Genomic DNA, 16,889 nt, shown 5'->3' with positions numbered 1-16,889 from the left:
AAGGAGCAGATTGTGTTTATTGAATTATTGAAAGCCATTTTATTTGGTTTTGTTGAAGGAGTAACCGAATGGCTGCCTGTATCGTCGACAGGTCACCTGATTTTAGTGCAGGAATTTGTCCAATTCAAAGGACAGAACGAAGCCTTTATGAACATGTTTAATATCGTGATTCAGCTAGGGGCCATCTTAGCGGTCATGGTTATCTATTTTGAACGGCTCAACCCCTTTCAAAAAGGGAAGTCAGCCCAAGATATTCGCCTAACTTGGCAACTATGGCTCAAGGTCGTCATTGCTATCTTGCCTGCCTTGGTCTTAGGTTTACCGTTTGATGATTTTTTGGAAAAACACCTCTACCACTTTGTACCTGTGGCACTAATGTTGATCCTTTATGGTGTCATCTTTACTTGGTTGGAAAATCGTCAGGCAACATTAAACACCCAGCCACAAGTAACGAGTTTGGCAAAGATGTCTTATAAAACAGCCTTTCTTATCGGCTGCTTTCAGGTATTGAGTTTGATTCCGGGAACAAGTCGCTCTGGTGCCACCATTATCGGTGGGATGCTTGTGGGGGCGAGTCGCTCAGTTGCCACAGAGTTTACCTTCTTTCTCGGCATTCCTGTCATGTTTGGTTACAGTGGTTTAAAAATTCTAAAATTCTTCCTTGAAGGCAATGGCTTGACTTTCTCACAACTAGGGATTTTATTAACAGCTATGCTGACGGCTTTTGGGGTTAGTATGGTCGCCATTCGATTTTTGACCGCTTACGTCAGAACACATGATTTCAAGGTATTCGGCTACTACCGTATCGCTCTTGGCATCTTACTTTTAATGTATTGGGTTGGTAGCTTTTTCATCGCTTAGTTTAACGGTTCATCAAAAAGAGGCAAGACGATAGATGATGTCTTTGCCTCTTTTTGATTAACTCTTGGTTCTGATACCAAGAAACTGTTTGAATAGCCTTAAAAAGCTAGTGTGATAATAGACGTAGTAAACAATACTGATGGCCATGATTGTTGCTACCAGGTCAAAAGGGATTTTGATGATGGCGTATGCCATGGTACGGTAGACAAAGGCTCGTCCGAGAAAATAGCCGATATTATCGATAATTGCCCTAGCCAAGAGGGCTGGGATAACCAGCTGTTTGGGGGCTGGAAGTCCTCTCCCCTTAACGAATAAGGCAATCGCCAATACCCGCAGGCTGTGGGTGATCAGGGTCACAAACATGGGTCCTGGATAGAAAAAGAAATCACCCAAAAAGACCCAAAACCAGCAATGATTACTGCTTCTTTTGGCTTAAAAAGTAAAGCTGTTAAAAAAATAATGATGCCGTTAAAATAAAAGTGTCCTCCAGGCACAGGAATTGATAGGAAACTAGCACTGAGCAAGATGGTTAGCCCCATAAAGAGTGATGCTAAGGTCAGGCGTTTTGCCGTCATGAGACAGTCCTTTCTAAAGATATAAAATGAGAGAAAGCCTTTATTCAGACTTTCTCCAAATGATACACGATTTAATTTTCAAAATCAAATGCCGGTAAGGACAGGTAGCGTTCTCCGTTATCTGCTAGGATGGCGAGAACTTTTTTGCCAGCACCCAGCTCTTTAGCGACCTCGATGGCAGCGTGAATGGCTGCGCCTGATGAGATACCGACCAGGAAGCCTTCTGACCCACCTACAGTACGCGTTGTCGCAATGGCATCATCGGAAGTCACACGGACAATACCATCGTAGCTGGTCGTGTCAAGCGTCTCAGGAATAAAGCCAGCTGAGATGCCCTGAATTTTGTGCGGACCAGGTTTTTCTCCTGATAAGATAGCTGATTCATCAGCCTCTACGGCATAAATCTTGATGTCAGGATTAGCAGCCTTGAGCACCCTAGAAACGCCGGTCACTGTCCCTCCTGTTCCGACACCAGAGACAAAGGCGTCAAGACCGGTTTCACCAAAGGCTTCTAAGATTTCAGAACCAGTTGTTGCTTCGTGAACAGCTGGATTAGCAGCATTTTGGAACTGCATGGGGATAAAGCCTTGACGTTCTTTAGCCAGTTCTTCAGCTTTAGCGATGGCTCCTCTCATGCCTTCTGCCCCTGGGATTAAGACCAGCTCTGCCCCATAAGCCTGAATCAGTTTCCGACGCTCCAAGCTCATGGTCTCAGGCATGACAATCACGACCTTATACCCCTTAGAAGCACCAACCCAAGCCAGACCGATGCCTGTGTTTCCAGATGTCGGTTCAATGATGGTGTCACCCGGTTTAATCAATCCATCACGCTCCGCAGTCTCAATCATGTTGAGGGCGATACGGTCTTTGACAGATGACCCAGGGTTAAAGTACTCCAGCTTGACATAGACATCAGCTGCACCTTCAGGGACTAAACGATTGAGTTTCACGATTGGGGTTTGCCCAACTAGCTCACGGATGTTGTTGAAAATCTTTGCCATAAGACACCTCTATTACTTTTTTCTTTATTATAAGAAATAGCAGAGCAGAAGTAAAATACCAGTTTTTTATCAGGGTGATAGGCTTTCATTATAGTCCTTGTCCTTAACAATGGGCTAGGTTCAAAAATTGTGATAATTGGCGAAGTTTATCTAATATTATTAACTGATCGAATAATTGATTTACATTATTAGATGTAGACATGGGTAATAAAATTTAACAGACAAAATAGTTGACAATAGTTGACAATAGTTGACAATAGTTGACAATAGTTGACAATAGTTGACAATAGTTGACAATAGTTGACACAAACAAAGAAAACGATTACAATAAAAATAAGGGAAACGGTTTCGATTTGGAGGTGTTTATCTATGAGAACAGAGAGTTTTATTAGTTTATTAACATTACTGCTGTCATTACTTGCTGCTTTCTTATTTGTCGACGGTCGTTTTATTCTCTATGAGCCTTGGGCAACCTATGCTGTTTGTACGGCCTATACTTTACTTGTCAGCTTAATCTTTTTCTTAATTATTTACCAAATGTATCTAAGGAGGAACAAACGATGACAACTATTCAAAAATTTTTCAGCATAGTATTCACTATTGCCTTAGCTTCATTTACATTGGGAACAACTACTGTTTTTGCCAGCAATCTAGAGGAGCAAGCAACGCCTGCCGTGATTCAGCTAACCAGTCCGTTCTCAGTAACTGACCGAAATGGTGATACTTACTTTTTTGTTTCTGCTCAAGATAAGCTAGCTTTTGAACAACTGCAATATCAACGAGAACTGAGATATTATAATCCAATTCAGCCACGAGAGAGGTTTGTTCGGAATATTTCCATTGGAAGAAAATTTGTTGGCTATAATCCATTGACACCTTACTGGAGTAAAGCTAGTTCTTATAACCTAACATTGACTAATACAATTACGGTGAATAGTTCGTTCAATTACAATGGCGTCACATACGGCATATCAGGCTCTTTAGGAAGAGGGGTAAGTATTGATACGCCAGCTAACCCCAATCGTAACTCACGATTGGCCATTGAGGTGGACGTCCAATTGAGAGAATACCGAATTGATTATGTTGATACTTCTAGAGGAAATCAAGTTGTTAGAAGCATTACTACCTATCGTCCTATTGTTATTGAAACCTATAATGTTGTTGCCTATCAATAATAAGAGTCAATACTTATTTTAAACGTATCATAGAAAAAGATTAAGTTAATTCCATCTAATTTTTAGGTGGAATTTTCTATATTAAACTTAATGCAGATTCACTTCAATAATCTGACTGCCAGAAGGCGTCGCGACCACCTTGCCCTGATAATAGTCTGTCAGACGGTTAACAAAATCAGGAATGGCTTCCTTATCCAGATAAACCCTGGTTGTGATGTCGGCTTGAAAATCAGTCTCCATCTCCTCTAAACCTTCACTAGCTAAGAAATTGGCGTAAGTCTGGTACTGGGGATAAGTCAGAGTAATCGCTAGTCCCTCCAAGCGTTTGACCTCAACGCGACCCAGCTCTGCTATGGTGCCAGCCACACTTCCCGCGTAAGCTCGAATAAGTCCGCCAGCGCCCAGCTTAATCCCGCCAAAATAGCGGGTCACGACTGCCACCACGTTGGTCAGCTCCTGTTTCTCAAGCACCGTCAACATGGGAACACCAGCCGTTCCTGAGGGTTCGCCGTCATCACTCGAACGTTTAATCTCACTTTTTTTGCCAATAATCATAGCAGAGCAGGAATGGTTGGCCTTGTGGTGTTGTTTTTTGATACTAGCAATGTAGTCTCTGGCGTCGTCCTCTGTTTCTACTCGCTTGAGGTGGCAGATGAAGCGAGACTTTTTGATGTCTTGCTCGACGATACCGTCGGTTTTGATGGTCTTATAGTTCATAGGTTTATTTTACCGATTTTTAATGGTTTTGGCAAAGGTTTTACGAATAGCTAGATATGACGATACCAGAAGATTATCTAGGGCGGTGCTTCACCTTTCATCAACTCAGTCCACAAGAACGTGAATTGGCGACATACTTGCCATCAACACAAGAGCACAAGAAACAATTATCATGTGCTCGGTGTCTAGGTAGTATGGCCTATCAACTCCCATCAGGAGCTCGTTACTGCAGGGACTGTATTACCATGGGTCGGGTGACCAGTGTTCAGCCCCTCTATACCTTTAAACAACAAGACTTTTCAACAGGGTCTGTTCTAAACTGGACAGGGACGTTGACTCCTTATCAGGAGGAAGTGTCTAACCAGTTGATAAAGGCTCAAGCAGCCAAAGAAAATATCCTCGTCCATGCTGTCACAGGCGCTGGCAAGACCGAAATGATTTATCCTGTCTTGGAACAAGTCCTATCCCAAGGGCAGGCAGTGGCGGTTGTCAGTCCGAGGATTGATGTCTGTAAGGAATTATATAGTCGATTGAAGAGAGATGTTACCTGTTCCACGGTGCTCTTGCATGGGGATAGTGATCCGTACACTAGGGCGCCTTTAGTCATTGCCACAGTCCATCAGCTGTACAAGTTCTATCAAGCTTTTGAGTTGGTTATCATTGATGAGGTTGATGCTTTCCCTTTTGTGGATAATGCCAGCCTCTATCATGCGGTCGAGCGTGCCTTGAAACCATCAGGCAGCAAAATTTACCTGACGGCAACATCAACTGAACAGTTAGACAGGCAGGTGCGTGCTAAACAGCTCAAAAAAGTTCATTTAGCAAGGCGTTTTCATGGGAATCCTTTGGTTATTCCGACGCCTGTCTGGCTGGCAGGTTTACTGGACAGTATGACCAAAGGCAGGTTGCCTAAAAAACTGCTTAACTATTTAACAAGACAAGCAAAAATAGGCTACCCGCTCTTGATTTTCTTTCCTCATATTGCCTTGGGGCAAGAATTTCACCGGCTTCTGTCATTGTATTTCCCAGAAGAGACGATTGGATTTGTTTCCAGTCAGACACAAGAAAGAGCCGACCAGGTGGAGGATTTTAGGCAAGGGCGCTTACGTATTTTGGTTACCACAACGATCTTAGAAAGGGGGGTCACCTTTCCGTGTGTTGATGTTTTTGTCCTCTGGAGTAATCATAAACTTTACACGGCATCGAGTTTAATTCAGATTTCAGGTCGAGTGGGTCGCAGTAAAGAGCGTCCAACTGGAGAGTTAATCTTTTTCCACGATGGGGTAACAGTACACATCAACCGCGTGATAACAGAAATAAAAGAGATGAATAAAAAAGGGGGACTAGCATGACTTGCTTGCTATGCCGTCAAGACCTAGACCAGTCAACGACTTTCTGGGCCATCCTGTGCCTCTACCAAGACAGGCAGATGATTTGCCAGTCTTGCAGGGAGCAGTTTGTCCGTATCGGGGCATCCCATTGTCCGACTTGTTACAAGGAGCTGACCAACGGAAGCTGTGCGGATTGTCTTTATTGGCAAGAGCGTGGGGTTAACATCAATCATTTTGCGCTTTACCGTTACAACGAGGCGATGAAGAGTTACTTTTCTCTCTATAAGTTTTTTGGTGACTATGTGTTAGCTCAGCTATTTGCCAAAGACGTCAAAGAAGCCTTGAAACCTTACCGTGATTATCAGGTCGTGCCTGTTCCAGTCAGTCCCCAAACGCGAGAAGAGCGGGGCTTCAATCAAGTCGAGGGTCTCCTTGAGGCGGCTGGGGTAAGTTATCACAACATCTTGGCAAAGGGTGAAGGTCTTAAACAATCAAGCAAGAGCCGCAAGGAACGTTTGGAGAGTCAGCCAAAATATGAGTTGTTGGTTGGATGCAATCTGTCTAAAAAAATTATTTTGGTCGATGATATTTACACAACTGGGGCTACAATCGCAGTCATTACAAGGCTTTTACTTGAAAATGGGGTGGAAGAAGTGAAAACTTTTTCACTAGCAAGGTAGAAAACGGTTGCATTTTCTTTTGACGTGTGCTATAATAAAAATAAAGAAAGACGCCTAGCGTTTAGAAAAGAGGAATCTATATGATTAAATTTAGTATTCGTGGTGAAAACATCGAAGTCACCGAAGCCTTGCGTGATTATGTTGAAACCAAGGTTGCCAAGATAGAGAAATATTTCCATGAAGATCAAGACTTGGATGCTCGTGTTAACCTCAAAGTCTACCGCGAAAAAACAGCAAAAGTGGAAGTGACCATTCCTCTCGGCAATCTGACCCTTCGTGCTGAAGATGTCTCTCAGGATATGTACGGCTCTATTGACCTTGTTGTGGATAAAATTGAACGTCAGATTCGTAAAAACAAGACAAAAATTGCCCGCAAACACCGTGAAAAATTACCAACAGCCCAAGTCTTTGCACCTGAATTCGAAGAGACTGCCGATGATGACTTGTTGCCAATTAACGTGGTTCGGACCAAAAACCTCACACCGTATGAGATGGATATTGATGAAGCCCTCCTTCAAATGGACTTGCTCGGTCATGACTTCTTTGTCTTTACTGATACCGAAGACAAGAGAACCAATATTCTCTACCGTCGTGAAGAAGGTGGTGTAGGTCTCCTACGGATTAACTAATAAGCTCCTTTCATTTTTCTAGGCGCGTGGATTGCGCCTAGTTTTTTTGTTTTTGGCATTTTTAGACAAAAGCTGTTATAATGGTGGTAGGACTAGAAAAACACCGCTAAGTCACCTGATTTCGATGAGGTGTTAATTTAACTCTGTCGGCTTAAACAGTCTTAAGCTAACTGGTTGAGCAAGCAAAGCTGGCTACAGCTGTCAGGATTTTTCAGCTGATAGTTTTAGCCTGTTGTGGGGAAAGTCGTTTTGCAACTCATGATTTCTCTCCTTCAGGGTCAATTACTCAACCCAAGTTTATGGAAGCTAAAGTGCTCGTGAATGGATAGGGAAAACTCTAGAGCTTACAAAATTAGTCAAGAGTTTTCCACTTCACTTTACTTAATGACAGAAAATAAAGAGCCTAGACATCTTGTCCCAGGCTCAATGCTAAGAAATGATATGAAGCAATGAAGATAAAAAAAAGACTTTTACTAAATTATTCTATTTTTGTCCCTTACCTGATTTTGTCAGTGCTTGGTTTGATTGTGGTTTACTCGTCAACCAGTGCGGATTTGGTCTATTGGGAGGCATCTCCCTTTGCACTCGTTCGGAACCAGACCATTTTTTGGCTGGTTAGTCTCGCTGCGATTTGGTTTATTTACCACTTGCGCTTAAAATTTTTGAGAAATTCTCATCTTCTCTTTCTTGCTGTTTTAGTCGAACTGGTACTTTTAGTATTGACTTTGTTTTCAGGGGAAGAAACTAATGGTGCTAATGGCTGGTTGCAATTTGCTGGTAAAAGTATTCAGGCTGCTGAATATCTCAAACTTATCGTGGTCTGGTTGCTGGCGTTCGCTTTTGCCAAGCGACAAAAATCAATTACTAATTATGATTACAGGGCTCTTACTCGTGATACGATTTTACCGAGGCACTTTTTTGACTGGCGGACTTATCTGTTGATATTGATTGCCTTGGTTGTTGTCCAACCAGACCTTGGAAATGCGACCATTATTGTGTTGACGTCAGTTATCATGTATGTCCTCAGTGGGATAGCTCACCGCTGGTTTACAGGTTTATTGGGCTTGATTGCAACAGCCTCGACGGTCTTTTTAGGATTAATCGGGCTGATAGGGGTGGAGCTGGTCGCAAAAATCCCGCTATTTGGTCACGTGGCCAAGCGATTTGCAGCCTTTTTCAACCCTTTCAAAGATTTGACAGACTCAGGCTTGCAGATGGCGCATTCCTACTACGCCATGTCTAATGGTGGCTGGTTTGGTCGTGGCTTAGGAAATTCTATTGAAAAAAATGGCTACTTACCTGAAGCGCACACCGACTTTGTCTTTTCCATCGTCATTGAGGAATTTGGCTTAATCGGTGCTGGTCTGATTTTAGCTTTAGTGTTTTTCCTAATTTTACGAATACTCAATGTTGGTCTAAAAGCAAAAGATGACTTTAACAGTATGCTGGCTTTGGGTATCGGGGCGATGTTGCTGGTGCAGGTCTTTGTCAATGTCGGCGGTATCTCTGGCTTAATTCCATCAACAGGAGTGACCTTCCCTTTTCTCTCGCAAGGAGGCAATAGTTTGTTAACGATTTCTGTTGCCATTGGTATTGTGCTCAATATCGATGCCAATGAAAAACGAGCCAGTATCCTAAGAGAGTTAAATCAGCAGTAAAATTCGCTACGGCGAATTTTTTTGTAACCAACAGAACTTCTTATTTGTTATCTTAGTGAAGAGGAGCTAGCGAAGGATCGAAGGATTGCCAGAAATTAAAACCTAGCGCTACTTGATGTTAGAGCTCGCATCAGTAGAGATAAATCTGGTAAATCATGTAGCTACTTTCAACCATCAGGAAGGAGGTGAGCCTATCCGCTTAGATGATTATGAAGAAGCTATTCTTGTGATTGCACAAGAAATTAGCTTTTATCTCCAAAAATCAGGTGCCAGCCAGGCAGACAGTCAGGACATTGCCCAAGACGTTTTGGTTAAAATCCTTGAGACGGACATTGTTCTGCCTTATGACAAGCTACGGGCTTGGTTGTACCGCTCAGCTATTCGCACCTATATCGATAAATACCGTAGAGATAAGCGTTATCATGAGATCTTGCAGACCGAGTTTTTTAAGCCCGACCAGCTGACCGTCTATGATGGAGAAGACTATGATTACCTTTATCAGGCCATATCTAGCCTACCAGAGAAGTTTGGACTGGTGCTTGATGCTTATTATTTTCAGGATTTGTCCGTCAAGGAAACGGCTCATCTACTGGGTATCAGTCAAGCACAGGTCAAGGTTTCCCTTTACCGTGCCAGAAAGGCCCTAAGGGTTCACTTAGAAGCTCAAGGACTTGATGGTAGCCTCCTTAACTTACCCCATTAACGAAAGGAAATATCATGAAAACATTTGAAATTAATACTAAGAAAAATAAACGCAAACACCTGCTAAAAACGGCAGTTTTAGCGACACTAGGCAGTAGCGCTGCCCTTCTAGCACTTAACTTTGGACTTAGCGAATTAACTGCTCGAAATGGTCAGCACGTTCGTGACTACTATCAGTTCATGGCAGAAGTCAGCCAGCCTAACATTGACTATAAAACCGCTTATTTTAACCCAACCTCCCAGTACACAGGGACCTTTCATGTCGACCAGACTAAGGATATTGCAGGGATAGAAGTGCCCTATGAGACCTTGGAACTTCCTTACAGCCTTAGACCCTTGTTCGGGGGGGGGGCAATCGTCTGGTGGCTATTCAGATAAAAAAGGCACTGCCACCTACACTTATGGCGGAGGTTACAAGATGCCTCATTTCTTTAACACTGCTTACCAGTATAAGGGAGAAAGCTATCACCAACTGACTCAGGACATCAGTTTGCTTCCTCAGATGAGCGGTCAGGCTGTTGAGATGGCGGTCACCTTTGATAAGCCTTATACTTTTGAGGAAATAGCAGAGCTGGTTCCTAATAACCTCAAAATCAACTGGTATTGGATCGGCACCCAGTCTAATAATAATACCGCAGGACTAAACCGTGATTTGTTTGGGTTTGAAGGCGACCCCGATACGCCTAGCTCTTATCAACAGCAACAAGAGGATGAGAAGAATACTAAAGGCATGACGGCAGAAGAGATTGAGACCTACTACAAGGACCGTGTCGGTCAAAAAACCACTTCAGCTCGAGAAGGCTTTGCCAACAGTTATAGTTTCTTTGTCGCCTATCTTAACCAAGTTCTCAATAAAGGTTGGCTAGGGTCAACCTATGGCGGACCTGACGGTGAGCAGATGAGTACATCGAAAGACGTAGAGACTTACCTCAAGGCAAATCCAGATGCTCAAACAGCTAAATTTGCAGGTGTCATCCTAACTGGTCGAGCAGAAAACTTTTCCTCCCTTGAGAAAGCTGACTGGATTTTTGGCTCAAACATCGGTCACCATGTTCAAATTCAACCTTACCATACGCTTGATGTAGAATAATTTCGGAAAAGAACACAAAACACTTGCAATTTCTAGCTAATCTGGTAGAATAGTAAAGTAAGGTTAGACTGTATTGCCTACGGTCTATCTATAAAATATATTTTATATGGAGGCTTTTCCTACAATGGCAAAAGAAAAATACGATCGTAGCAAACCCCACGTTAACGTCGGTACTATCGGACACGTTGACCACGGTAAAACTACTTTGACTGCAGCTATCACAACTGTATTGGCACGTCGCTTGCCGTCATCAGTTAACCAACCAAAAGACTATGCGTCTATCGATGCTGCTCCAGAAGAGCGCGAGCGCGGTATCACTATCAACACTGCACACGTTGAGTACGAAACTGAATCACGCCACTACGCTCACATCGACGCTCCAGGACACGCGGACTACGTTAAAAACATGATCACTGGTGCTGCTCAGATGGATGGTGCGATCCTCGTAGTAGCTTCTACTGATGGTCCTATGCCACAAACTCGTGAGCACATCTTGCTTTCTCGTCAGGTAGGTGTTAAACACCTTATCGTTTTCATGAACAAGATTGACCTTGTTGATGACGAAGAGCTTCTTGAGTTGGTTGAAATGGAAATCCGTGACCTTCTTTCAGAATACGACTTCCCAGGTGATGATCTTCCAGTTATCCAAGGTTCAGCTCTTAAAGCCCTTGAAGGTGATGAGAAGTACGAAGACATCGTTATGGAATTGATGGCTACAGTTGACAGCTACATTCCAGAACCAGAGCGTGACACTGACAAGCCACTCTTGTTGCCAGTTGAGGACGTGTTCTCAATCACTGGTCGTGGTACAGTAGCTTCAGGTCGTATCGACCGTGGTACTGTTCGTGTCAACGACGAAATCGAAATCGTTGGTATCACTGAAGAAACTCGTAAAGCTATCGTAACAGGTGTTGAAATGTTCCGTAAGCAACTTGACGAAGGTCTTGCTGGTGATAACGTTGGTATCCTTCTTCGTGGTGTACAACGTGATGAAATCGAGCGTGGACAAGTTATCGCTAAACCAGGATCAATCAAGCCACACACTAAATTCAAAGGTGAGGTTTATATCCTTACTAAAGAAGAAGGTGGTCGTCATACACCATTCTTCAACAACTACCGTCCACAGTTCTACTTCCGTACAACTGACGTGACAGGTTCAATCGAATTGCCTGCTGGTACTGAAATGGTAATGCCTGGTGATAACGTGACAATCGACGTTGAGTTGATCCACCCAATCGCCGTTGAGCAAGGTACTACATTCTCTATCCGTGAGGGTGGCCGTACTGTTGGTTCAGGTATCGTTTCTTCAATCGAAGCCTAATCGATTTGCGAATAAATTAAGTCAGACCTTGAAAAAGACCCAAATGGGTCTTTTTCTTGTCTATTACCTCACAAAAAACTTTCTTGCTTGAGAGAAATATGGTAAAATAGAAGGGTAATATTCTGTGAAAAATGATTAGAACATCTCATGGAATAAAGAAAAATAAGAAAGAGGTATGTGACATGTCACGTAAACCCATTATCGCCGGAAACTGGAAGATGAACAAGGTGCCTGCAGAAGCGCGCGAATTTATCTCACAAGTTGAGTTGGCTATCCCATCAAACAACCTGGTTGATGCTGTTATCGGTGCGCCAGCTATTTTCCTTGAAGGGATGAAAAAAGGCTTAAGCAAAGCTAACTCTCAGTTGCAAGTTGCTGCGCAAAACTGTCATTTTGAGGATGCTGGTGCCTTTACTGGTGAAAATAGCCCGAAAACTATCGCTGCTCTCGGTGTTGAGTATGTCATTATTGGTCACTCTGAGCGTCGTGATTACTTCCATGAGACAGATGAGGACATCAACAAAAAAGCGCATGCTATTTTCCGTAATGGTATGACCCCAATCATCTGCTGTGGTGAGAGCCTTGAGACTTATGAATCAGGTCAGGCAGTTGACTTTGTCGGTGCTCAAGTATCAGCAGCGCTCAAAGGCTTGTCAGCTGAACAAGTAGCTTCACTCGTTATTGCCTACGAGCCAATCTGGGCAATCGGTACAGGTAAATCAGCAACCAAAGATGATGCGCAAAACATGTGTAAAGCCGTTCGTGATGTGGTTGCTCGTGACTTCGGTCAAGAAGTTGCTGACAAAGTTCGTGTGCAATACGGTGGTTCTGTTAACCCAGCTAACATCGCAGAGTACATGGCTTGTCCAGATGTCGACGGTGCCCTTGTTGGTGGTGCATCGCTTGAACCAGCTAGCTTCTTGGCGCTTCTTGAAGCAGTGAAATAATCTGAAAAACTCTGGGCATGTCGTCCAGAGTTTTCTGATATCAGTTATTCTTTACCTAACACCCTAACACCCAAGTTTTGATCGCATGAGCGACGCCACTCTCATCGTTGGAGAGGGTGATGTGCTTAGCAATTTTTTTGAGTTCAGGATTACCGTTTGCCATGACAACAGGGACAGCAACCACTTCCAGCATGGATCGGTCATTTTCTTCGTCACCGATAGCCATCGTCTGGCTCATGTCAATGCCTAGCTTGTTTGCTAGATGCTTGATGGCATTGCCCTTGCTGCCTGCTTTATTGACAATTTCTAGGTAAAAGGGTTGAGATTTGACAAGGCCGAAACGGTCATGATAGTCAGCTGGGATTCTCGCAATGGCCTCATCTAAGATTTCTGGCTCATCGATGAACATGATTTTAACGATTTCTTTGTCTGCCATTTCTTCTGGTGTGCGATAAAAAACAGGCATGGAAACTAGCTGAGCCTCGTGGACAGTGTATTTGCCGATGTTACGATTGGCAGTATAGATACCATCCTTAGTGATGGCATGCATGTGAACACCTAGTTTACGCGCCAGCAATTCAATATCCAAGTAATCGTCGTAGCTGACGGTCTCCTTGACCAATTCCTGACCAGAAGAGGTGTCTTGTACTAGACCGCCGTTAAAGGTAATAACATAGTCCCCCTCGTCTTGTAGGTTGAGATCGGACAGCAGTTCTGTCACCCCAGCAATTGGGCGCCCAGTTGTAATCACAATCTTGACACCGGCCGCTTTGGCTTCTTGCACTGCCTGGTAGACTTGAGGGGTAACGGTGCGGTTGCTGGTCAGTAAGGTGCCGTCAATGTCGACTGCAACGAGTTTGATGGTCATAATTTCTCCTTCATAAATAGTAAGAAGGCTGAGGAAGAACCTCAGACTTGGCGAATAGGAATAGAAATTTCAATGAGTTTATCCATGTGAACAGTTTTGACTAACTCCATCATCGCTTTGTTAGGGTGGATTTTACGCTTAAAGAAAAATTCTCGAATTTTATCTAACTCGGCTGACTTGATGGCACGATATTTGTTGGTGATGAGAAGCTCGTAGTGTGTTGGTGCTTCTGAGAAAACCACATCGGTGTTGCCTGCCGAATAAACCTCTACCAAAAAGGCATCGGTATATTTGAGTTGATTCTTGACCAATTCAGGATGGCTACCGGTCACATTAATCAGCCGCATGGGCATATCCTCTTTTCATTTAGGATTCCTTTTTTATTATATCACGAAAGGTCTTAAAAAGGACAAAAATGCCTTAAATTTAATTATTTTTTTGCCACTGCTCAATACCCCAGCGATGGCTACCTCGCTTGAGCTTGGTTTTGGCCTCCTCAATTGGAAACCAAGCTAGCGTATTAAAGTCTTCCAAGGGTTTGCTGACCTCTGAAAAAGACTCTACTGCATAGAGATAGGCGGGATGATAGTAGTGAGTGTCTCTGTGTCGAGAGTAGAAGTACTCATCTGCCTGACCAAGGTCTTGCCCTAGACGAGCTGAGAACCCAAGTTCTTCAAGCAATTCACGCTCTAGAGCCATCTGATGGTTTTCTCCCGCTTCAATCTCGCCACCAGGCAGAAACCAAGCCCCGTTAGGTGCCTGAACGAGGATGAGATGGGTCTTTTCCTCATTTGGGATAATCGCATAGACACCGTAGCGATTTTGGTATGTGGCACTAGCCACCTTATCGCCAAAAGTTGGGATGTTTGTCATCTGATGTTCTCCTGTTTTTATAGCCATTATAACACGATTTAAGCAGAATTGCTTTACTCAAGTTCAAAAACCACCAGACTTTAACGTTTGGCGGTTCTTATCTTATTCAGCAGTTTCTGTTGTCGGTTCAGCAACGGCCTTCACCGCTTTTATAGTGATATCCCCTTTACTGTTGAGCACTGCCTTGAGGTGTTTCTCAGTTGGGTGCTCTAGATAAAAGTCAGTGATGGCATCCTCGATATGGTCTTGGATGGTTCGGCGTAATGGCCGAGCGCCCATCTTTGGATCGTAGCCTAAATCGACTAGTTTTTCCTTGACCTTGTCAGTGATATCTAGCTGAATGTCATTCCGTGCTAAGCATTCCTTAACGGTTGCCAACATCAGGTCAACGATTCTGAGGAGATTGTCCTTGCTAAGGGACTGGAATTCGATGATACCGTCAAATCGGTTCATGAATTCTGGACTGAAAAAGTTCCCCAACTGACCAAGGACAGATTGGCTCCGCCCTTCGCGCGCAGCACCAAAACCAACAGAAGCCTCAACTTTACCTGTGCCAGCGTTTGAGGTCATGATGATGATGGTATCCTTGAAACTAACGGTCCGTCCTTGCCCATCGGTTAAACGTCCATCGTCTAATACCTGTAAGAACATGTGCATGACGTCTGGATGAGCCTTTTCGACCTCATCAAGGAGAATGAGAGAGTAGGGGTTGCGACGGACTTTTTCCGTCAGTTGCCCAGCCTCCTCATAGCCGACATAGCCTGGAGGGGCTCCGACGAGCTTGGCGACTGCGTGTTTTTCCATATACTCACTCATGTCAAAGCGAATCATGCTATCAGCTGAGCCAAAGAGTTCGATAGCTAGTTGTTTGGACAGCTCGGTCTTGCCGACACCGGTAGGTCCGACAAAGAGGAAGGAGCCGATGGGACGGTTTGGGGAGCCCAGACCAACGCGATTCCGACGGATAGCCTTGGCAATCTTATCCACAGCATCGTCCTGACCGATGACCACACTTTTGAGGTCGCTAGCGAGATTAACCAGTTGGGTTTGCTCTTTTTCCTTGAGGTCACCAACAGGAATATTGGTTTTTTGCTCGATGATGCTTTCGATGACTTTTTCAGTAATGATTGGCGTGTCTTGTTCATCCAGTTTTTGTTGCTGAAGTTCTTTATACTTGGCAATCTGGTCACGGAAGTAAGCCGCACGTTCATAGTCCTCATCCCTCGTCGCCTGAGCCTTGAGGTTTTCAGCCTCAATCAGGCGCTTATCAATGTCTTTAGGATCGATAAATTTGAGGGTCAAGTTGAGCTTAGAACCTGCCTCATCTAAAAGGTCAATAGCCTTGTCAGGTAAGAAGCGGTCTTGAATGTAACGATTAGACAGGACAGCCGCTGCTTCAATGGCCTCATCTGTGTAGCGGACATGGTGATAGTCTTCGTATTTTTTCTGAATGCCCTTGAGGATAATTAAGGTTTCCTCAACGCTTGGCTCATCGACCTTAACCGGCTGCATCCGGCGCTCTAGGGCAGCATCTTTTTCAATCACGCGGTATTCATTGAGCGTTGTTGCACCGACCAGCTGGAGCTCACCGCGTGCCAGAGCTGGTTTCAAAATATTACCAGCATCCATGTTGCCATCGCCAGCAGCACCAGCACCAACAATTTCATGGATTTCGTCGATGAAGAGAATCACATCATCACGGTTGCGGAGTTCGTCCATGAGTTTTTGCATGCGTTCTTCAAATTGCCCACGGATACCTGTCCCTTGCACCAAGCTGACGACATCAAGTCGGATGACTTGTTTGCCTTGAAGTTTTTGGGGAACAGAACCATCGATGATTTTCTGAGCTAGTCCTTCAACCACAGCGGTTTTTCCGACCCCAGGCTCACCGATGAGAACAGGATTGTTCTTGGTACGACGATTGAGAATCTCAATCACACGGATGATTTCCTCGTCACGCCCAATCACAGGGTCAATCCCACCTCGTCGAGCAATATCAGTGATATTGGTGCCAAATTCTTCCAATAAACCTTTGGCTTGCTCCTGTTGTGGAGACTGACCAGGGTGATTTGGTCGGCGATTGTTACCGTTATTGCCGCCACGCCCTCCAGATTGGGTTGGTGGCGTATTGGGAAGATTGCCACTAAAGGCGCGGAAGTTGTTCAAATCAGAGAAGAAGTCATCAAAGAAGGGATCAAGACCCTGCGCTAAGTTCCGAGGGCGATCATCACCTTGTTTAGGTTCAGACTTGATAATTTTATAGCAGTTTTGGCAGAGATCAATCTGCCCCTGCTTGCCATTCATGTTGGTATAGAGATGAATGGTCGCGTCGTTTAATTTACAATTGTGACACAACATAAAAACCTCCTAATCAATTGACCAATTCGATAAAGGTCAGTATTGGTCAAAGTTTATAAGTCTATTATAGCACGATTTTATAAAAAAGCAAAAATAAAGCACG

General features: G+C 44.0%; 17 protein-coding genes and 1 pseudogene. 11 read left to right on the top strand and 7 right to left on the bottom strand.

Translation table 11 applies throughout. From position 1 onward, the window contains the following. Positions 1 to 9: 9 nt before the first annotated feature. Complete coding sequence (locus ACERC5_RS02070; protein WP_373658667.1) at positions 10 to 861, top strand: undecaprenyl-diphosphate phosphatase; 852 nt, start codon at positions 10 to 12, stop codon at positions 859 to 861. A gap of 57 nt (positions 862 to 918) precedes the next feature. Here the strand turns inward: ACERC5_RS02070 and ACERC5_RS02065 are convergent. Then, positions 919 to 1,436, bottom strand: a pseudogene (locus ACERC5_RS02065) (ECF transporter S component). 71 nt (positions 1,437 to 1,507) lie between these two features. Then, a complete protein-coding gene (gene cysK, locus ACERC5_RS02060) occupies positions 1,508 to 2,437 on the bottom strand; it encodes a cysteine synthase A (RefSeq protein WP_373658638.1) in 930 nt (309 codons plus the stop codon). 560 nt (positions 2,438 to 2,997) lie between these two features. Between cysK and ACERC5_RS02055 the strand changes: the two genes are divergently transcribed. After that, positions 2,998 to 3,612 carry a hypothetical protein gene (locus tag ACERC5_RS02055; RefSeq protein ID WP_373658639.1) on the top strand — a complete coding sequence of 205 codons (615 nt, stop codon included), beginning with the start codon at positions 2,998 to 3,000 and terminating at the stop codon, positions 3,610 to 3,612. Between the two features lie 87 nt (positions 3,613 to 3,699). On the opposite strand, the gene ACERC5_RS02050 is transcribed toward ACERC5_RS02055, so the two are convergent. Next, positions 3,700 to 4,329 (bottom strand): YigZ family protein, encoded by a 630-nt coding sequence (locus ACERC5_RS02050; RefSeq protein WP_373658640.1) that lies wholly within the window; start codon positions 4,327 to 4,329, stop codon positions 3,700 to 3,702. Between the two features lie 56 nt (positions 4,330 to 4,385). Here ACERC5_RS02050 and ACERC5_RS02045 point away from each other — a divergent pair, with 56 nt between their 5' ends. The 9 genes from ACERC5_RS02045 to tpiA all read left to right on the top strand — a co-directional run bounded on the left by ACERC5_RS02045 (position 4,386) and on the right by tpiA (position 12,687). Further along, positions 4,386 to 5,681 (top strand): DEAD/DEAH box helicase, encoded by a 1,296-nt coding sequence (locus ACERC5_RS02045; protein WP_373658641.1) that lies wholly within the window; start codon positions 4,386 to 4,388, stop codon positions 5,679 to 5,681. Next, positions 5,678 to 6,340 (top strand): ComF family protein, encoded by a 663-nt coding sequence (locus tag ACERC5_RS02040; protein WP_373658642.1) that lies wholly within the window; start codon positions 5,678 to 5,680, stop codon positions 6,338 to 6,340. The genes ACERC5_RS02045 and ACERC5_RS02040 overlap by 4 nt, the downstream gene beginning before the upstream one ends. Before the next feature lie 80 nt (positions 6,341 to 6,420). Next, on the top strand, positions 6,421 to 6,969 hold the full coding sequence (hpf, locus tag ACERC5_RS02035) for a ribosome hibernation-promoting factor, HPF/YfiA family (protein WP_373658643.1): 549 nt from the start codon (positions 6,421 to 6,423) through the stop codon (positions 6,967 to 6,969). Positions 6,970 to 7,418: 449 nt separating this feature from the next. Then, positions 7,419 to 8,627, top strand: a complete 1,209-nt coding sequence (gene ftsW / locus ACERC5_RS02030) for a cell division peptidoglycan polymerase FtsW (RefSeq protein ID WP_373658644.1) — start codon at positions 7,419 to 7,421, stop codon at positions 8,625 to 8,627. Between the two features lie 193 nt (positions 8,628 to 8,820). After that, entirely contained in the window at positions 8,821 to 9,330 is a 510-nt protein-coding gene (locus ACERC5_RS02025) for an RNA polymerase sigma factor (protein WP_373658668.1), read from the top strand. Positions 9,331 to 9,344: 14 nt separating this feature from the next. Beyond that, complete coding sequence (locus ACERC5_RS02020) at positions 9,345 to 9,707, top strand: sigma factor regulator N-terminal domain-containing protein (protein ID WP_373660038.1); 363 nt, start codon at positions 9,345 to 9,347, stop codon at positions 9,705 to 9,707. After that, positions 9,631 to 10,419: an anti sigma factor C-terminal domain-containing protein gene (locus ACERC5_RS02015; protein WP_373660037.1), complete on the top strand. Its 789-nt coding sequence runs from the start codon at positions 9,631 to 9,633 to the stop codon at positions 10,417 to 10,419. Before ACERC5_RS02020 ends, ACERC5_RS02015 begins: the two co-directional genes overlap by 77 nt. Positions 10,420 to 10,543: 124 nt before the next feature. After that, complete coding sequence (gene tuf / locus ACERC5_RS02010; RefSeq protein WP_018367994.1) at positions 10,544 to 11,740, top strand: elongation factor Tu; 1,197 nt, start codon at positions 10,544 to 10,546, stop codon at positions 11,738 to 11,740. 182 nt (positions 11,741 to 11,922) lie between these two features. Then, the gene (gene tpiA / locus ACERC5_RS02005) at positions 11,923 to 12,687 is read left to right on the top strand and encodes a triose-phosphate isomerase (protein ID WP_373660036.1); all 765 of its coding nucleotides are present in this window, start codon (positions 11,923 to 11,925) and stop codon (positions 12,685 to 12,687) included. A gap of 55 nt (positions 12,688 to 12,742) precedes the next feature. On the opposite strand, the gene yidA is transcribed toward tpiA, so the two are convergent. From yidA to ACERC5_RS01985, 4 genes are all read right to left on the bottom strand, one after another. After that, positions 12,743 to 13,555 carry a sugar-phosphatase gene (gene yidA, locus ACERC5_RS02000; RefSeq protein ID WP_373658647.1) on the bottom strand — a complete coding sequence of 271 codons (813 nt, stop codon included), beginning with the start codon at positions 13,553 to 13,555 and terminating at the stop codon, positions 12,743 to 12,745. 41 nt (positions 13,556 to 13,596) lie between these two features. Continuing rightward, positions 13,597 to 13,902, bottom strand: coding sequence for a DUF1827 family protein (locus ACERC5_RS01995; RefSeq protein WP_018367997.1), 306 nt, complete (start codon positions 13,900 to 13,902; stop codon positions 13,597 to 13,599). A 79-nt stretch (positions 13,903 to 13,981) separates the two neighbouring features. Then, positions 13,982 to 14,428: an NUDIX domain-containing protein gene (locus tag ACERC5_RS01990; RefSeq protein ID WP_373658648.1), complete on the bottom strand. Its 447-nt coding sequence runs from the start codon at positions 14,426 to 14,428 to the stop codon at positions 13,982 to 13,984. Between the two features lie 102 nt (positions 14,429 to 14,530). Next, positions 14,531 to 16,786, bottom strand: a complete 2,256-nt coding sequence (locus ACERC5_RS01985) for an AAA family ATPase (protein ID WP_373658649.1) — start codon at positions 16,784 to 16,786, stop codon at positions 14,531 to 14,533. Between the last annotated feature and the right edge of the window lie 103 nt (positions 16,787 to 16,889).

Source organism: Streptococcus sp. E24BD, from assembly GCF_041807825.1.
Classification (GTDB): Bacteria; Bacillota; Bacilli; order Lactobacillales; family Streptococcaceae; genus Streptococcus; species Streptococcus entericus.
This window is presented reverse-complemented; position numbering and strand designations above follow the sequence as displayed.